We start from the raw sequence: 14,651 nt of genomic DNA on the forward strand, positions 1-14,651 counted from the left end.
CTCCCGTCCACACTCTCTTTTTGTCTCGTAAGTTGTAGTTATCGTGTAATAACAAGTCATTTAGCTATTGTATTGGCTGTTCTCCTCCCGTCTGTCCACGTCGACGGCTCGAAGGGCGGTCGCCGGGACGGGTCAGCGCGCGAACTCGGCGTTCGCAGTCGCTGTCGTGTCGAGTCCGTCGACAGCGCTCGGGGACACTGTCACGGTCGTATCGGTCGAACAACACACGCACGTCCACGTGGTGGGTTTACCTCTCCGAGCCACCATTCCCAGTGGGCGTCGACCGGTGACGGATGGGGCAAACTCTCTGAAATTCGATAACGTCTGATTACTCCCGAGATCACTAGACCTGAACGGTGTGTCCGACTGTTGAACGTAGGCGAACTGTCTGTTCGTTTTATTAGCTCTTGGTTAGATGACACAACCCAGACTGATGAGCACAAAAGCCAGCCCTCCAACAGACGAGACATCGACGGTCCCCCGAGAGCGGTCGCTGGGTAGAGACGAACTCTTTCACCTCCTCCAGAGTGGTCGCCGCCGTGCCGTCGTTCGGTATCTGTGCGACCAGAGAGACGACACGACGTTCGAGATGCGGGATATCGCGGTTCAGGTGGCCGCCTGGGAGAACGACAAGCCGGTCGAGCGATTGGAGTCCGACGAACGCCAGCGCGTGTACATCGCGCTCTACCAGTCGCACCTGCCGAAGCTCGACGAAGCGGGCGTCATCGAGTACAACCAGAGTCGGGGGTGGGTCGAGCCGACGCCGCTTCTCGACCACGTCGAACAGTATCTCGTGGTCGACGACCAACCACGCGAGTCCGACGACGCGACCGACGAGGAGCCGATCCCGATGCGGTACTACGGCGGTGCGACTGCGCTGAGCGTGGGTCTCCTCGTCGCCTCCAGTCTCGGTCTCGCGCCCACGCTCGCTGGCGGGTGGCTCGCCACGCTCATCACGGGACTGTTCGCCACGATCACGCTCGCGCTGTCGTCCCGAAAGTGGAACCCGAACTGACGGTTCCGCAACTACGATCGGCGACCGAATCGTGTCGGACGACGTTCCTCGGTGTCCCCGCCGTGCTAGAGACCGTCAGACCACAGGAAACGTCTTCGTTCCCAGTCCCATTATGGCTTGAGTGCTCGGTGGTCGGCTACCGCGGTCGCCACAACCGCGCGTCGAACGCAGTGAGCGCGTCACCTGTGTCCCCCCTCGGAAGGACAGCAGTGAGCCTGTAGTCGACGGCAGTCGCCATTCTTTTCAGCCACTCGATGGAAGCTGTCACCACATGGTCCTCCCGAGACGAATGCTCGAAGGGGTCGGCGTCGCCGTCGGTCTCTTTGTGCTCTTCGGTGTCGTGACCGGGTTGATTCCGAACCCACTCTACGTTCGGATGGTGCCGCGAACGCCGCTCGACTATCTGTATCTCACGACGACGTCCGTGTTCGCGGGGGCGTTCGTCGCCCAGCGACCAGTCACCGTCGGCACGGGCGACGACCGCTTCGCGGCCGGCGGCGTCGTCGGCGGATTTCTCGCGTTCGGCTGTCCGATCTGCAACGTCGTCTTGCTCACGCTCTTCGGGTCGTCGGCGCTGATGACGTACTTCGAACCGTACCGTCCGCTGCTCGGCGCGGTGACGACGGTCTTCCTCGCGGGACTCCTGTACTATCGCCACCGGCGCACCTGTGAGATGTGCGACTGACAGCGGGGCCGCGCGGGTTCCGGTAACTCCGGCGGCGTGAGAACCGGAACGGGCATTTATCCCTCGTCCGGACGACCCTCCACCCGATGTACGAGCGTATCCTCCTTGCGACCGACGGAACCGTCGCGTCGAAGAACGCCGAAACGCACGCGATCGAGACTGCCGCCGAACACGGGGCCACGCTCCACGTCCTCTACGTCGTCGACGAGAGCGTCTACTCGGCTTACAGCGGCGACGAGTACGTCGACGAGGCGGAGGGGCCGGAACACGGGCTCGAAGAGCACGGCCAAGAGACGCTCCAGCGGATCGAAGCGCGGGCCGACGAGGCCGGCGTGACGGTGGTCGACGCACTCGAACACGGGACGCCGCACGAGGTCGTCGTCGACTACGCGAGCGAGGCGGACGTCGATCTCGTCGTCCTCGGGACGAAACGCCGTTCCGACGAGTACCGGAGTCTCCTCGGCAGCGTCACCGACCGCGTCCTCCGACTGACCGACCGCCCGGCACTTGTCATCAAGACCGACGTCGAGGAGTAGCACCCTCGAGAGTTTCGGTGCCGACACCGACGTGAATAGATTCGACCGTGACGTCAGTTGCCGGCGGAACGGCAGTTCAGAGCGGTCTCGATGCGTGAAGTTAACGTCTCTTCCAATATGGGGGGAGTAACATACGCGCACTGACAGAGGCCACACTCGGCGACCTTTTGTCTCGTCGCTGCCATCATAACGAGACGGTACTCGTACTCTTCTCGGTCAAACCGCTGTAACGTCGCAGCGTCGATCGGTGCGCGCGGTTGATAGTGAAACACTACAACGTCTGCCGACCGAACTCGGTCGGCGTCTAACTGACGAGACTGACTCACCCCATCGGCGTCGTACTCCGGGGTCAACCAGTCTGTAAACAGGTTGGCCAACTGTGGGTTGCTGTCGATTACGAGCACGGTCGGACATGACCCCTGCCGGTGTTGTTTCTGCCAGTCGCCCAACTCGTCGACGAGAGCGAGTAAACTCACGCCTGCCTCTGTCAGTTCGTACGTGACGTGAGAGCTGCTGTGGGCAGTCCGGGTGAGGAGACCGGCGTCCGTGAGTTCGTTGAGACACGTGGTCAATACTTTTGAGGAGATGTCGAACTGGCGTTTCAGTTCGCTGAATCGGTACGGCCCCTGACTGCGGACTGCACACATGACCTTTATCCGCCACTTCTTCGAGAGCAAACTACTGACGTCCTGTATGTCTTCGATGGTGGTGTCGTTGTTCTCCATGGAGGGCGAGCGTATATTCGACAACTCTTCTCACTGTGATAAAATAGCTGTATAGTGGTAATTATTTAATTCGAGAATGACTTTCACAGTAGTAACTTCGTCGTTACCAATTCAGTGCGTATCTTTCAACATCTAAACGAAAGAAACCAACTCTGTATACGATGAAAGAGAACTCGCCAGAGCAGAGCGAAGACGGGTTGACCAGCTGGTCGCGCCGTTCTTTTCTCGAGTCGACGGCGGCCGGTACCATCCTCGGTTCGGTAGGAGGTGTACAGGCCAGAGAAAGGGACACGACCCCGGCCGACGCCTCACCACCCACTGGTCAGTTACAATCAGCATCTGGTGCAGCGCTTCAGATCGGTCCGAATCTGAACCTTGGTGGACGTCGCATCGTCGCCAGCGGCGACTACGGATACGATACGATTCAAGCCGCGTACGACGACGCCAACAGCGGTGACGTCGTCTTCGTCCACGGGTCGTACGACGCCCAGACGGCTGGCGAGGAGTTTCCGATCGTTATCGACCAGTCCGAAAAGGAGATCATCCTCACCGGTGGGCATCCCTCGGGGTCGGTCATCGACGCTCGACACGTCCCAGAGAAGAACGTCATCGAGGTGCTCGGGCGGGGGCAGAACGACTATCGGAACAAGGCGATCGTCCAGAAGTTGAAGATTCGGGGCGGAAACATTGGCCTCCGCATCCGAGCAGCACCATACTCGACCTACAAGGATCTCGTCTTCTTCCAGACGAACTCCCACGGGGTTTCCGTCGAACCGTACACTGACGCCAGTGGTGCGTTCAAAGGCTCGTTCGGCATCAACTTCCGCAGTTGCGTCGCGTGGTCGTGTCGGGGTGTCGGGTTCCGACTTAGCACCGAAGCACGACCACATAGTACGACGTTCTACGGCTGTCACGCTCTGTGGAACGGTTACTACGATGGGAACAACCATCCGGGTGTCCTTCTCAGGGGCTACTCCTCGCGGTGGAACGGCGGAACCGTCCAGAACAACGGCAGCTACGGGATCGACGCCCGCTCCGGCGGCTCGCAGACCATCTACGGGACGTACTTCGAAGGGAACGGAACGAGTTCGGAGTATCCGCACGCGATCTACATCAACAAATCGCCAGGCCTCAGTGTCGACAACTGTTATTTCAACGGTCACTTCGCTCGCGACGGCCGAAACGGACTCGACGACGCCTACCGCGCGATTGCTGTCATCAACACCACCGGGGTCGACATCCGAAATGCTACCTACCGCAACTACACCGACGCGTTCCTCTACGGGCGCGGTGCCCACGACTTGGACATTCACCGGCCGTCACACGATGCCTACGACGACACATCGCTTATCAGCGACGCCAGCCAGTTCACCCGCCTTCGGAGCGACGGAGTAGTCCAAGAGACCGACCTCCGAGAGACGGACGGCCGCTATCGTGGCGACATGGGGATCCACAACGGCGACGGTGAGGGACTCTGGGGGCCGGCCGTCTGGAACGGCCGTGAGTGGATCAGCGTGATGGAACCGATGGTACTGTGAGCTCCTTCGAGAACGCGTCGTCTCACCTCTCAAATCAGTTTACAACGATGGCAACGACCAACCGCTATTCGGTGATGAACGGAACGGAGTACGAAACGGACGTCCACGTCTACAAGTCTGATCGAAGCGGGCCGACGACGATGGTGGTCGGGGGGGTCCACGGAAACGAACCGTCGGGGTATCGGGCGGCAGAGCAGATTGCGTCGTGGCAGGTCGATCGAGGAGAGTTGATTGTCGTCCCACGGGCCAACGAAGTCGCAATCAGGCACACTAGTCGTTACAACGACAATGGCGACCTGAACCGGCAGTTTCCTCCTCGATCCGGAACCCCGCGAACGCCGCTCGCACGAGCAATCTGGGACGAAGTCGTCAGACACGACCCCGACTGGGTGTTCGACTTGCATTCGGCACGTGGTATCTACAAGTCCGGCGACGGCAGCGTCGGCCAGGCGATGTTCCCCACGTGGAGCTCACCCGCTCGGTCGTCTGGAGAACGAGCTGTCGGCGATCTGAACAGCGAGTTCGATCTCACCGGAACGCCCGCCTATCGGATGGGTAATACGCTCGACGCAGACCGCGACATGCTCATGCACCGCGTTGCGGGACTCCTCGACGTGCCGGGGCTCCTCTGTGAGACGACGCGAAAAGGAACGACGACAAGCGAGCAGATCCAGTGGCATCTTTACTGCGTCGAACACGTGATGACCCAGTACGGCCAGCGACGGAAGGCTCGCAAGCCACAGTTCGAGTTCGACGCCGGGATGGTCTGGTTAGAGGATTACTGGAAGACGTTCTCCGTCGGCAACCGCTACTCGCATCCCGCTGTCATCGCCCCCGCGTTGTCGCACGTCGGTGACGACCCCGCTCACGTTCGCATCGAGGGGCTGACCGGCAACTCCTTCGACGCACGCGTCGAGGAGTGGCCGTACCTGAACGACCGCCACTACGCGGAACGCACCGGATTCCTCATGGCCAACCCGGGCGTGTACTCCGCAGACGGCGGAAACAACGTCGAAGTCGGACGAAAACACGTCAATCATCAGTGGCACAGCGTCTCGTTCGACACTGACTTCTCAACGACACCGGTGGTGTTCGCGATGCCGCAGTCGACCGTCGGTGTCGATCCAGTGATTGCGCGTATTCGGAACGCCACTTCGGATGGGTTCCAGTACCGCTTGCAGGAAGAGGACGCCGGTCACGAAAGCGAGTATCACTACGACGAGATGACGAGCTGGATGGCATTCGAACGGGGCCGTGACTCGTTCGACGGTCGCAACTACGAAGCTCGGACTGTCACGGCGGACGACTCGTGGACGCACGTCGACTTCACGCGGTCCTACGAGAGCCGCCCCGTCTTCCTCGCCGACGTCATGTCGTACAACGGGTGGAACACCGTTACCGTCCGGTGGAAGAATCTGACGACGTCCGGCGTCGACATCCATCTCGAAGAGGATCAGAGCGACGACACAGAAACCGGCCACGTCGACGAGACCGTCTCGTATCTCGTGATGGACGGGTAGACCGACGAGTTGAGACGACGACAGAGTTATCAGACCGAATCCGGAGCAAGACCATGACAGGACACGACGACGAGACGGCGACGGAGACCGAATTACAAGTGAACAGAAGGGACGTGGTCCGCAGCGTAAGCGTCCTCGGGCTGCTGGCGGCCGCTGGGACCACCCCCAGTGCGGCAGCACCCGACAGCGACGGTGAGCCCTCCTCGCCAGTCCTCGGGGGAGGGGGCGACGTCGTCTGGTACCGTACCGGCGACAGAGACGGACGCGAGAAGTTCCGCGACGCCATCCCGACAGTCGACGGCGGGGTCACGACGCTCGGGCTCGCCGCTGTCGACGGTGGGTCGGAAGCGCTGCAGTACGGCTGGAGCGCTGGTGGCGAAAAAGAGTGGACCGAACTGCTCGGAGATGCGAGAATCGACAGCGTCGCGGGAGGTACGCGAACGGCGAGTGAGGGATACGTCCTCTGCGGCCGGACGCGGACGGCTGGCGAGGCGTACGACCGATTCTACGTCGTCGAGACGGGACCACGCGGTGAGGAACGGTGGACCAGACGGTTCCACGTTGGCGGCTGTACCGACGACCACGCGAACGACGTGATCCAGACGGCCGATGGCGGGTACGCCGCCGCTGGCGTCGCAGCGGACAGGGCTGCACTCGCGACGCTCGGTGCCGAGGGCGATGTCGAGTGGACGACCACCTACGGCGGCGGTCCGGTCGTCGAAGCGGTCTCGCTCGTGGAAGCCGACGAGGGGTACCTCCTCGCCGGGACGGTCACCCACGAGGACGACACACACGAGTTCCTCTTGATCAAGACGGACGGGTCGGGACGAGAGCAGTGGCGACGGACGTATTCGGTGGGCGAAGACAGCCGTCTCGCCGACTGTATCTCGACCGACGACGGATATCTGCTGGCCGGGACGACCACGGCGGCGGACGCGTTCACGACGGACGCACTGTTCGTGCGGACGGACCTACAAGGGAACGTGCTGTGGCGACAGACGTACGGACGAGAGGGCGAAGAGTACACCGCAGACGACATCACTGCGACCGAGAACGGCTACGCGTTCGTCGGGACGCGCAGTACCGACGTGATTGGGCCGTTGCTCTGGCTCGGTGGGATCGAAGAGAGCGGTGACCGGCTCTGGACGGACTCGTTCGGTACCGAGCGCCCGGAGATCCCACACGCCATCACGACGACAGCCGACGGGTTCGTCGCCATCTCTGGTTACACTGACTCTGCAACGTACGACGGCGAGACTGACGGGTTCGTCGCGAAGCTCGACCTCCTCGAATCGTCGTCGTGAGTGAGGAGAGGATAAAGTAAACACTTATCATATCCCATACTATTTCCTCGGTATGAGACCCATTGGACCAAAACTGCTTGTCATCCTCTCATTACTGGCTCTTTTTGTTGTGAGTGTTCTCAGTCAAGCAGTACTGTGAACTACCTCACCCTACCGCTCGCCTGACTGCTCGCGCTTGAGGGTGTCGTCAGAACTCGAAGAGTTCTGACTGCTAACCAGAAGTCTCTGACTTCTGGTGATGGGTCTTCCTACTTCGACGACGCGCTTTGCAGACACCGAGGTGTCCACAGGGAGCGCAGTCTCCACAGGCGTTGATTTGGAGCGTCCCGCTCCTAACCGCTTCTTGATGCCGCGAGAAAGAATGTTCCACGCCGCGTTCGCGTCTCTCTCCGTCTCAAACCCGCACGCCGGACACGAGTGTTCACGCACCCACAGCGGTTTCTCGGTCGAGACACCGTACACTCTTTGGTCGTCCCACTCGGATTCACCGCGACGAAGTGTATTCCTTCACGTTCACACTTGTATTCGAGCATTCGCAGGAACGTTCTCCACGCCGCACCAGCGCGGTTCCGAGAGTTTCCAAGGAGTTCGACCAAACCCTTCGCGTCCAAGTCCTCCACGGCTACGAGGTCGTATTCTCGCCCTGTACTCGGGAACGACGACCGCGAACGGGTCCGACTCCCGTTCCCCGCTTGGGGTAGAGCACGAGAACACCGGGAATTAAATCGGCGGGACAATCTACGTGGACGGTCGAAGGCGGGCCTGAAAGCCCCCGCCCGAATCGTGGACGAGAAGAGGAAGCCGGGCCGCGTTCATGCATGGGGTCGCGGGGCACAATGTCGTTGCGGTAAAGCTCCGCCCTCAAGCAGTGACCGACCGCCGCAAGGCGGGAGGGAGCGAGTAGGGCGGGGTAGTTTACACACGAGTCCCACTACAGGTCGAGTGACTAGACGGTACCGATCGTCGGAAGCCCCATTCCCGAGACAAGGGCGTTACGACTCTCGAAGTGGGTCTCAGGCTGGAAGGGGTTCAATATTGTTCCCACACACAGCACACGTGTCTGCTTGCCACGATACCGTCTTCACAATTTCTTGCTCTTCTTTGCATATTGCACAATAGGCAGTCTCAGGCATATCTATTACTTTCTCGGCCACCTGAATAGGGCCTTTGAAAACGTAGTCTTGAACAGAATGAGAGATCATGTTCTCTGGTTTAACGCGCAGATTGCCGAGACAACTGTGCTCAATATCGATACTGGCCAGTCAAAAGCGTGTGAAGTCTTGACTAGAACAGGCATCAAAGCGACGACACCTGGGCAGTCGCCTACGAAAGGGGCAACAGTCAGACTACTCAGCAGGTAGCTGAGGGTGACATTGCGTAATTCCAGTTCGTGTCACAGCTCAACATCAACGACCAGTTCACTGCGATTGCTGTTGCGATAGACGACGGCACAACAGGTCAACTTCAAAGTGAACAAAAACGTCCAGCAGGCCCACGCAACCACAGAGAACGCGAATAGCGGTGAGAACCACGATCACGACTGTGGAAACAACAACCCTGCGACGCTCTTGCGAGGGAAATTGTCGATCGGATAGAGCGGCCTCTCTGACTTCGGTTACGAGTTTGCGAATACGAGCGAAAGGCGTTCAACTGGACCGTCAGCGCCCGACGATATGCAGATATAACTGTCTTCACGGCGACTCTCGTGAGGACAACATCTAGCTGCGTTATGTCCGCACTCATCGCATCCATTCTCCGAGAACTCCACGGAAGGTTGGACACAGAACAATAATATCTCTGCACTTCTGACAATGGTTCATGGACGAGAAGGATATTCGAATTCTCAAAGCAATTGGGACGCTCGAATCAGGGAGCCCAGACCGGATAACCGAAGAGACCGGTATTCCGAAGTCGACCGTTCATTATCGTCTTGAGAAACTACAGGAAGACGGAATTATCAAAAACGACATCTTCGACATTGACTTCGAGAAGGCCGGCTTGAACCTCACACTTATCACAGAGGTCCGGGCTGAATATGGCTCGAAATACCACGAGGAAGTCGGTGATAAACTCGGTGACGTCCCCGGCGTCAATCAGGTCTACTTCACCCTTGGCGACACCGACTTTGTCCTGATTTCCCATCTCGCCTCCCGAGCAATGGTCGAAGATCTCATTTCAGAGTTCGAAGAGATCGATGAGATCTCACGGACGAGTTCGACATTCGTCATCACGACTATCAAAGACGAACCAAACCCATTCAACGACTACGATCTCGAAGAACTGAAAGATGCGCTCCTTCCAAATGTGTCCTGACATGGTTGCTTCCGTCCCGACCACTAACCACCATCACGGTCGGTCCGCTTCAATCTTCGAGTTGTTGAGCACTTAGATGCGCTTTTGCTTCCGTCCGGGTCGGGAGGCCACCGGCGATTCCGAGTAAGACAGCACCAAGAAGACCCCACGCGCCAACCATCACCCATTCATAGGGCCACGCCAGCGCCGAAGGCGACCCAGGGAGATAGAGACCGACGAAGAAAATCGTTAACAACAGCGCAACAGCTCCAACAGCGTAGCCAGCAGGGAGTTTGAACGGTCGCTCAAAGTCAGGGTCGCGGTATCGAAGCACGAGGAATGAGATGACGACGAGGAGCCACGCGGTCACCATGCCGAGGCCGCCGGCGTTGACGACCCACACGAGCATCTGCTCGCCGAACAGCGGTGCGAGCGCTGCCAGTCCCCCGACAAGCAGAATCGCCGTCGACGGCGTATTGTGCTCGTCGTGAAGCGTCGCGAGCGACTCAGGAAGCATCTTCGAGTCGGCCATCGCGTAAATCGCTCGGCTGGCACCGAGGACAAAGCCGTTCCAACTCGTGAGAATGCCTGCGAGACCTGCGAGTGCCATGATCCGACCGATGGCCTTACTCGAGAATGCGATTTCCATCGCCGTCGCCGCGGGAAGAGAGCTTTCGACCAGCGTCGTACCTGTAGCCACTTGTCCGGCCGCCCAAATGACCGCGATGTAGAAGGCGGCCGCGCAGACGACCGAGAGCCCGATGAGCCCGCCGAGCAGCTTCGGTGACACATCAGCCTCACCGGCAGCCTGTGGAATCACGTCAAAGCCGACGAACATGAATGGGGTCATAATGGCGACCGTAAACACACCACTGAGACCGGCGTTCGCGAATGGCGGGGTTGACGGTGAGGTGCCGTTGAACAGTGCGCCGAGAAGGAGCGTCAGTCCCGATAACGTGATGATGAGTGCGAGAATCGCCTGGAACTGCGCCGCCGGGCGAACTCCTCGATAATTGAGATATGTGATGACGGCGGAACCGACGACGCCTGTGAAGACCCACGTTCCATACACAGGTTGGCCAGCGACCGTCCAGAGTTCGAAGACGTTGAAATTGGGAACGATGTACGCGAGGGCACTTGGCAGTGCAACCGCCTCGAACGCGACAACGCTAATGTAACCGAAAATTATCGCCCACGTACAAACGAACGACCCGGCCGGGCCCAACGCCCGCATACTGTAGACGTGCTCGCCACCAACGAACGGCATCGCCGAGGCGAGTTCGCCGTAGATGAGCGAAACGACACTCACCATGAGCCCACCGAGAACAAACGCTGAGATGGCGCCAGTAACGCCACTCTGGTCGATGAAATAGCCCGTCTGTACGATCCAACCCCAGCCGATCATCGCCCCAAGTGCGAGTACGAACACATCGCGCTTGGAAAGCACGCGTGAGAGTTCACCAGTCATGATTGTGATTGACATCCCCACGTTCTAACTTCGCTGCTATATACCTTACTGTGTTCAATATATTGTGGCAATTAGGAACACCATCCAAGAATAACGCAGTGCCTAGAACAACATCTCGTACGGTGATTTAACGAGGATCTCCTGCCAGAATACGGTTCGAATAGCAGTTGCCCCGAAGCGACAGAAAAACCGACCGATTCTGATCCGCTCACTGAGATCAGGTACCGCCATTGAAACTCTCAAATGAACATGGCTACCTCTCGTAGTGTCTACCTCCTCTCGAAAACCGACTAATCGATCGGACTGAATCCCATATAGAATACTTTATTAGAATACAGTTTAGTCTACGATTTCATGAGTGGACAGAAGACGAATTCATCTGTCGAGTCGGCATACGATAACCACGTCATGCCCATCTGGAAATCGCTGAACGTCCCGGTCAAGCGGGCCTCGGGTTGCACGCTCGAAGACTTCGATGACAATGAGTACCTCGACGTGTTCTCTGGGATCTCGGTGACGAACGTCGGTCATGGCAACGAAGCCGTCGTTGCAGCCGCAACCGAGCAGCTAGAAGAGTTCGTCCACGGCTGTTCGTATGTTCACCCAAACCAGCCGGTCGCTGATCTCGCCGAGACCATCGCCGAGGTAACGCCTGGCGACCTCCAAAAAACGTTCTTCTGTAACTCCGGGACAGAGGCGGTCGAGGGAGCCATCAAACTCGCGCGAAAGTACACTGGCTCCAAAGAAGTCATCTCTCTGGAGATGGGCTTTCACGGCCGTACCCTTGGAAGTCTCGCCCTCACGGGGAATACGGCCTACAAGAAGGACATGGCACCCACACTCAACGACGTTGCTCACACGGCGCCGCCATACGCCTACCGATGTCCTCGCTGTGACGGCGACACCTGCGGTGCTGACTGTGCCGACGCTCTCGAACGAGTCATCGGCTCGCATACGAGCGGTGATCTCGCAGCGGTCATCGTTGAACCCGTCATGGGCGAGGCTGGAATCATCGTGCCCTCTGAAGCGTGGCTCAAGCGTGTCCAAGAAATTGCTCACGATCACGACGCGCTTCTCATCGCTGATGAAGTCCAAACCGGCTACGGCCGCACTGGCGAACTCTTCGCTAGCACCCATTTCGACGTCGAACCGGACATCTTGACGCAGGCAAAGGGCATCGCGAATGGCCTCCCACTTGGTGCATTCACCGCCCCGACAGCGATCGCCGACGCGTTCGGATCTGGCGATCATCTCTCAACGTTTGGTGGCAACCCCGTTGCCTGCGCAGCCGCGTTGGCGACTCTCGATGAGCTCCAAAACGGCATCGTAGCAAACGCCCGCGAAAACGGTGAGTGGCTCTCAAGTGAACTCGATACGCTCGAATCCGACTATGAGGTCGTCGGCGAGACGCGTGGCCTCGGTTTGATGCAGGGTATCGAACTTATCGAACCAGGGACGAGTGGCCCACAGCACGTTGCGCCACGCCCGAACAAGGAACTCGCGGCCGCCGTTGGCGAGCATCTTCGCGAGGAGTCGAACGTCGTCATGGGCGTCGGCGGCTACTACAAGAACGTGATGCGCTTCCAGCCCCCACTGACGATCTCACAGGATCAACTCGGCGAGGCCGTTGACGCAGTTCGGACCGCGCTAGACGACCTCAGCTGAGCTGAGCACCACCAGCTCATCAACTGAGAGAAGCTAAGGATTGGATTTTTGCCACTATCGAATCCTCTTCTCTATCTGGATGTACGGAGTGAGATCGGATCTCGCTCGAATTACCACTTCTCTGCGTCTGAGATACGAGACTTGTGGTGCAAGCTGTCGATACGTCCTCTGCCCTGTCCTCACCAAACTGAGCCTAGTGTGAACCGCCTTAGGGTAAAGCCCCGAGGCACTAGACTTGCTCATCTGTAGAAAGTCATTTATATGACAACTTGGTAGCAAAACGTATGACTTCGAAACGGACTGCGATAACGGCGATTTGGATATCGTTTCTCTTGATCGCTTCGTTATTCGCTTTCGCTCTTGTGTAGAGCTGCGGAACGACCGTGTAGTTACGGTGAGCGAGCCGAAAACTTGAGGTTATGCCTCAGACTCAGCCCGCGTTCGGTGGGATGCTTCGCCAGCTCGTCGATATTGGATTGTTCGAGTTGGACACCGAGCCGCTCGATGCCGGCATCGAGCGGCGACTCAAGGAGTTCTGGGAGTATACCACGTGTCCTCGCTGCGACCATCCCAGCATCCACACGTGGGAATCGTCCGATCGCGTTATCTGCCGAAACTGCGATTTCAAACCGGTTTACACCTATGGGACACCCTTTCACGAGAAGCACCTCTCCTGCGGTGAGGTGCTTCTCACGTACCTCCTCTATGCGGATACGTTGCTCAGTATCTCTCAAATTGCGGTTGTGCTCGACAGGGCGTACAAGACTGTCTACTACACGATCCGAGAGGTGGAAGCCGCGGTCACGCGCGGCTTCCCCCTCGTCTGGGAGCAGTTCCAACACGCTATCTCTGGGCCAACGCAAGTCGACGAGTCGAGCACGGTGTGTTCAGGCTACAAAGGCCAAGACCCGCCGCGGAACAGCCGTTACCGCGGCGGGTCATCCCGATCGGGGCGCTCACGATGGAAGGGGCGTCACGGTGATCAAATCACGCTCGTCGCGGCCTGCCGCGACGTGCTGCGGGTGATTCGCGGTCATCTTGGAATCGACTTTGAAACGGACTTAGCGCCGGTCATGCAGGAGGCTGAAGACCTCTCCCAACCGCTGGGAGAGGTCTGGACCGACGGTCTCCAAGCGTACCGGCGAATGGAGTACGACCATCGAATCGTTGTCCACGACGAACGGTACGTTTCCGCCGACGGCGTCCACATCAACCAGGTTGAGTGTCTCTTCTCACTGGTCAAACCGTGGCTGCGGAAGTTCCGCGGCCTGTCCAAGCAAGGCTTGGAGCAGGCCGCTCACACGTTCGGACTCATTCGCTCGTTGAACCTCGTCGGCGCATCTCTCGAAATCGTCGTCGATTGCCTTGCTACAGGGTCACTCCTGAGTTCTACATAAGAGCGTTCGCTTTTATGGATAACACCACGCGGGTCGCTGCAGTGCTCGGTGCTCTCGTGTCGCTGGTTGCAGCACTCTCGTTTCTGATCGCGTATTCCCGGCGCCAGGGTTGGTCTCTGCGGTCGTAGTGAGGGGCTCATCAGCTGAAGCTAAGTCGCATCTACGGGTGTACAAGCACGGCCTCTCGCACGGTTGCTGCGACTCTCCCAGACAACGTGCAGGTTCATCCCGTGATTGGGAACACACTGGAGGTCAGAACAGCAGATTGCTCGCGATCCCACCGACGAGGAACAAGGTGAGCGAGAGGATGACAAGTAGTTTCGGTCCGAGAGATGTCATATCTGTAGCTTCGATTAGCACTTGATAACATTTTCTATATAAATAGTTCCTTCGAGCGGTAGTCGCTGTTCATCTCATTACTATGCACATCGCGTGACCGACCGAGATCGCGTGGAAAGAAGAGACAAGACGACAGTCGACATGAGAGAAATGACCCATCGCTACTG

The 14,651-nt window shown here is 58.6% G+C and carries 12 protein-coding genes; 9 read left to right on the plus strand and 3 right to left on the minus strand.

Features of this window, described 5'->3' with window-relative positions; translation table 11 throughout:
* The first annotated feature begins 415 nt into the window (after window positions 1-415).
* From EOHIBHHM_RS09215 to EOHIBHHM_RS09225, 3 genes are all read left to right on the plus strand, one after another.
* Window positions 416-1,015, plus strand: coding sequence for a DUF7344 domain-containing protein (locus EOHIBHHM_RS09215; RefSeq protein WP_497256735.1), 600 nt, complete (start codon window positions 416-418; stop codon window positions 1,013-1,015).
* Window positions 1,016-1,286: 271 nt separating this feature from the next.
* A complete protein-coding gene (locus EOHIBHHM_RS09220) occupies window positions 1,287-1,700 on the plus strand; it encodes a hypothetical protein (protein WP_497256737.1) in 414 nt (137 codons plus the stop codon).
* Between the two features lie 86 nt (window positions 1,701-1,786).
* Window positions 1,787-2,236, plus strand: a complete 450-nt coding sequence (locus tag EOHIBHHM_RS09225; RefSeq protein WP_497256739.1) for a universal stress protein — start codon at window positions 1,787-1,789, stop codon at window positions 2,234-2,236.
* 53 nt (window positions 2,237-2,289) lie between these two features.
* Here EOHIBHHM_RS09225 and EOHIBHHM_RS09230 read toward each other — a convergent pair whose 3' ends face one another.
* A complete protein-coding gene (locus tag EOHIBHHM_RS09230; RefSeq protein WP_497256741.1) occupies window positions 2,290-2,961 on the minus strand; it encodes a winged helix-turn-helix transcriptional regulator in 672 nt (223 codons plus the stop codon).
* 161 nt (window positions 2,962-3,122) lie between these two features.
* On the opposite strand from EOHIBHHM_RS09230, the gene EOHIBHHM_RS09235 reads away from it, so the two are divergent.
* From EOHIBHHM_RS09235 to EOHIBHHM_RS09245, 3 genes are read left to right on the plus strand one after another with little or no spacing between them, the layout of a single operon-like run.
* Window positions 3,123-4,499 (plus strand): right-handed parallel beta-helix repeat-containing protein, encoded by a 1,377-nt coding sequence (locus EOHIBHHM_RS09235; RefSeq protein WP_497256743.1) that lies wholly within the window; start codon window positions 3,123-3,125, stop codon window positions 4,497-4,499.
* Between the two features lie 47 nt (window positions 4,500-4,546).
* Entirely contained in the window at window positions 4,547-6,019 is a 1,473-nt protein-coding gene (locus EOHIBHHM_RS09240; protein WP_497256745.1) for a M99 family carboxypeptidase catalytic domain-containing protein, read from the plus strand.
* A 53-nt stretch (window positions 6,020-6,072) separates the two neighbouring features.
* A complete protein-coding gene (locus EOHIBHHM_RS09245; RefSeq protein WP_497256747.1) occupies window positions 6,073-7,323 on the plus strand; it encodes a hypothetical protein in 1,251 nt (416 codons plus the stop codon).
* A gap of 332 nt (window positions 7,324-7,655) precedes the next feature.
* On the opposite strand, the gene EOHIBHHM_RS09250 is transcribed toward EOHIBHHM_RS09245, so the two are convergent.
* Window positions 7,656-7,856, minus strand: a complete 201-nt coding sequence (locus EOHIBHHM_RS09250) for a zinc ribbon domain-containing protein (RefSeq protein ID WP_497256965.1) — start codon at window positions 7,854-7,856, stop codon at window positions 7,656-7,658.
* Between the two features lie 1,285 nt (window positions 7,857-9,141).
* Between EOHIBHHM_RS09250 and EOHIBHHM_RS09255 the strand changes: the two genes are divergently transcribed.
* A complete protein-coding gene (locus tag EOHIBHHM_RS09255; RefSeq protein ID WP_497256749.1) occupies window positions 9,142-9,636 on the plus strand; it encodes an Lrp/AsnC family transcriptional regulator in 495 nt (164 codons plus the stop codon).
* Window positions 9,637-9,685: 49 nt separating this feature from the next.
* Here EOHIBHHM_RS09255 and EOHIBHHM_RS09260 read toward each other — a convergent pair whose 3' ends face one another.
* Complete coding sequence (locus EOHIBHHM_RS09260) at window positions 9,686-11,098, minus strand: APC family permease (RefSeq protein ID WP_497256751.1); 1,413 nt, start codon at window positions 11,096-11,098, stop codon at window positions 9,686-9,688.
* 339 nt (window positions 11,099-11,437) lie between these two features.
* On the opposite strand from EOHIBHHM_RS09260, the gene EOHIBHHM_RS09265 reads away from it, so the two are divergent.
* Both EOHIBHHM_RS09265 and EOHIBHHM_RS09270 read left to right on the plus strand, forming a co-directional pair.
* Window positions 11,438-12,748 carry an aspartate aminotransferase family protein gene (locus EOHIBHHM_RS09265; RefSeq protein ID WP_497256753.1) on the plus strand — a complete coding sequence of 437 codons (1,311 nt, stop codon included), beginning with the start codon at window positions 11,438-11,440 and terminating at the stop codon, window positions 12,746-12,748.
* A gap of 419 nt (window positions 12,749-13,167) precedes the next feature.
* Complete coding sequence (locus EOHIBHHM_RS09270; protein ID WP_497256755.1) at window positions 13,168-14,145, plus strand: IS1595 family transposase; 978 nt, start codon at window positions 13,168-13,170, stop codon at window positions 14,143-14,145.
* Window positions 14,146-14,651: the final 506 nt, after the last annotated feature.

The organism is Halogranum roseipondis (assembly GCF_059695585.1).

Excerpts from the sequence above, each read along its gene's own strand:
- EOHIBHHM_RS09215 (WP_497256735.1), top strand. The coding sequence starts at position 416 with ATGACACAACCCAGACTGATGAGCACAAAAGCCAGCCCTCCAACAGAC.
- EOHIBHHM_RS09220 (WP_497256737.1), top strand. The coding sequence starts at position 1,287 with ATGGTCCTCCCGAGACGAATGCTCGAAGGGGTCGGCGTCGCCGTCGGT.
- EOHIBHHM_RS09225 (WP_497256739.1), top strand. The coding sequence starts at position 1,787 with ATGTACGAGCGTATCCTCCTTGCGACCGACGGAACCGTCGCGTCGAAG.
- EOHIBHHM_RS09230 (WP_497256741.1), bottom strand. The coding sequence starts at position 2,961 with ATGGAGAACAACGACACCACCATCGAAGACATACAGGACGTCAGTAGT.
- EOHIBHHM_RS09235 (WP_497256743.1), top strand. The coding sequence starts at position 3,123 with ATGAAAGAGAACTCGCCAGAGCAGAGCGAAGACGGGTTGACCAGCTGG.
- EOHIBHHM_RS09240 (WP_497256745.1), top strand. The coding sequence starts at position 4,547 with ATGGCAACGACCAACCGCTATTCGGTGATGAACGGAACGGAGTACGAA.
- EOHIBHHM_RS09245 (WP_497256747.1), top strand. The coding sequence starts at position 6,073 with ATGACAGGACACGACGACGAGACGGCGACGGAGACCGAATTACAAGTG.
- EOHIBHHM_RS09250 (WP_497256965.1), bottom strand. The coding sequence starts at position 7,856 with ATGCTCGAATACAAGTGTGAACGTGAAGGAATACACTTCGTCGCGGTG.
- EOHIBHHM_RS09255 (WP_497256749.1), top strand. The coding sequence starts at position 9,142 with ATGGACGAGAAGGATATTCGAATTCTCAAAGCAATTGGGACGCTCGAA.
- EOHIBHHM_RS09260 (WP_497256751.1), bottom strand. The coding sequence starts at position 11,098 with ATGTCAATCACAATCATGACTGGTGAACTCTCACGCGTGCTTTCCAAG.
- EOHIBHHM_RS09265 (WP_497256753.1), top strand. The coding sequence starts at position 11,438 with ATGAGTGGACAGAAGACGAATTCATCTGTCGAGTCGGCATACGATAAC.
- EOHIBHHM_RS09270 (WP_497256755.1), top strand. The coding sequence starts at position 13,168 with ATGCCTCAGACTCAGCCCGCGTTCGGTGGGATGCTTCGCCAGCTCGTC.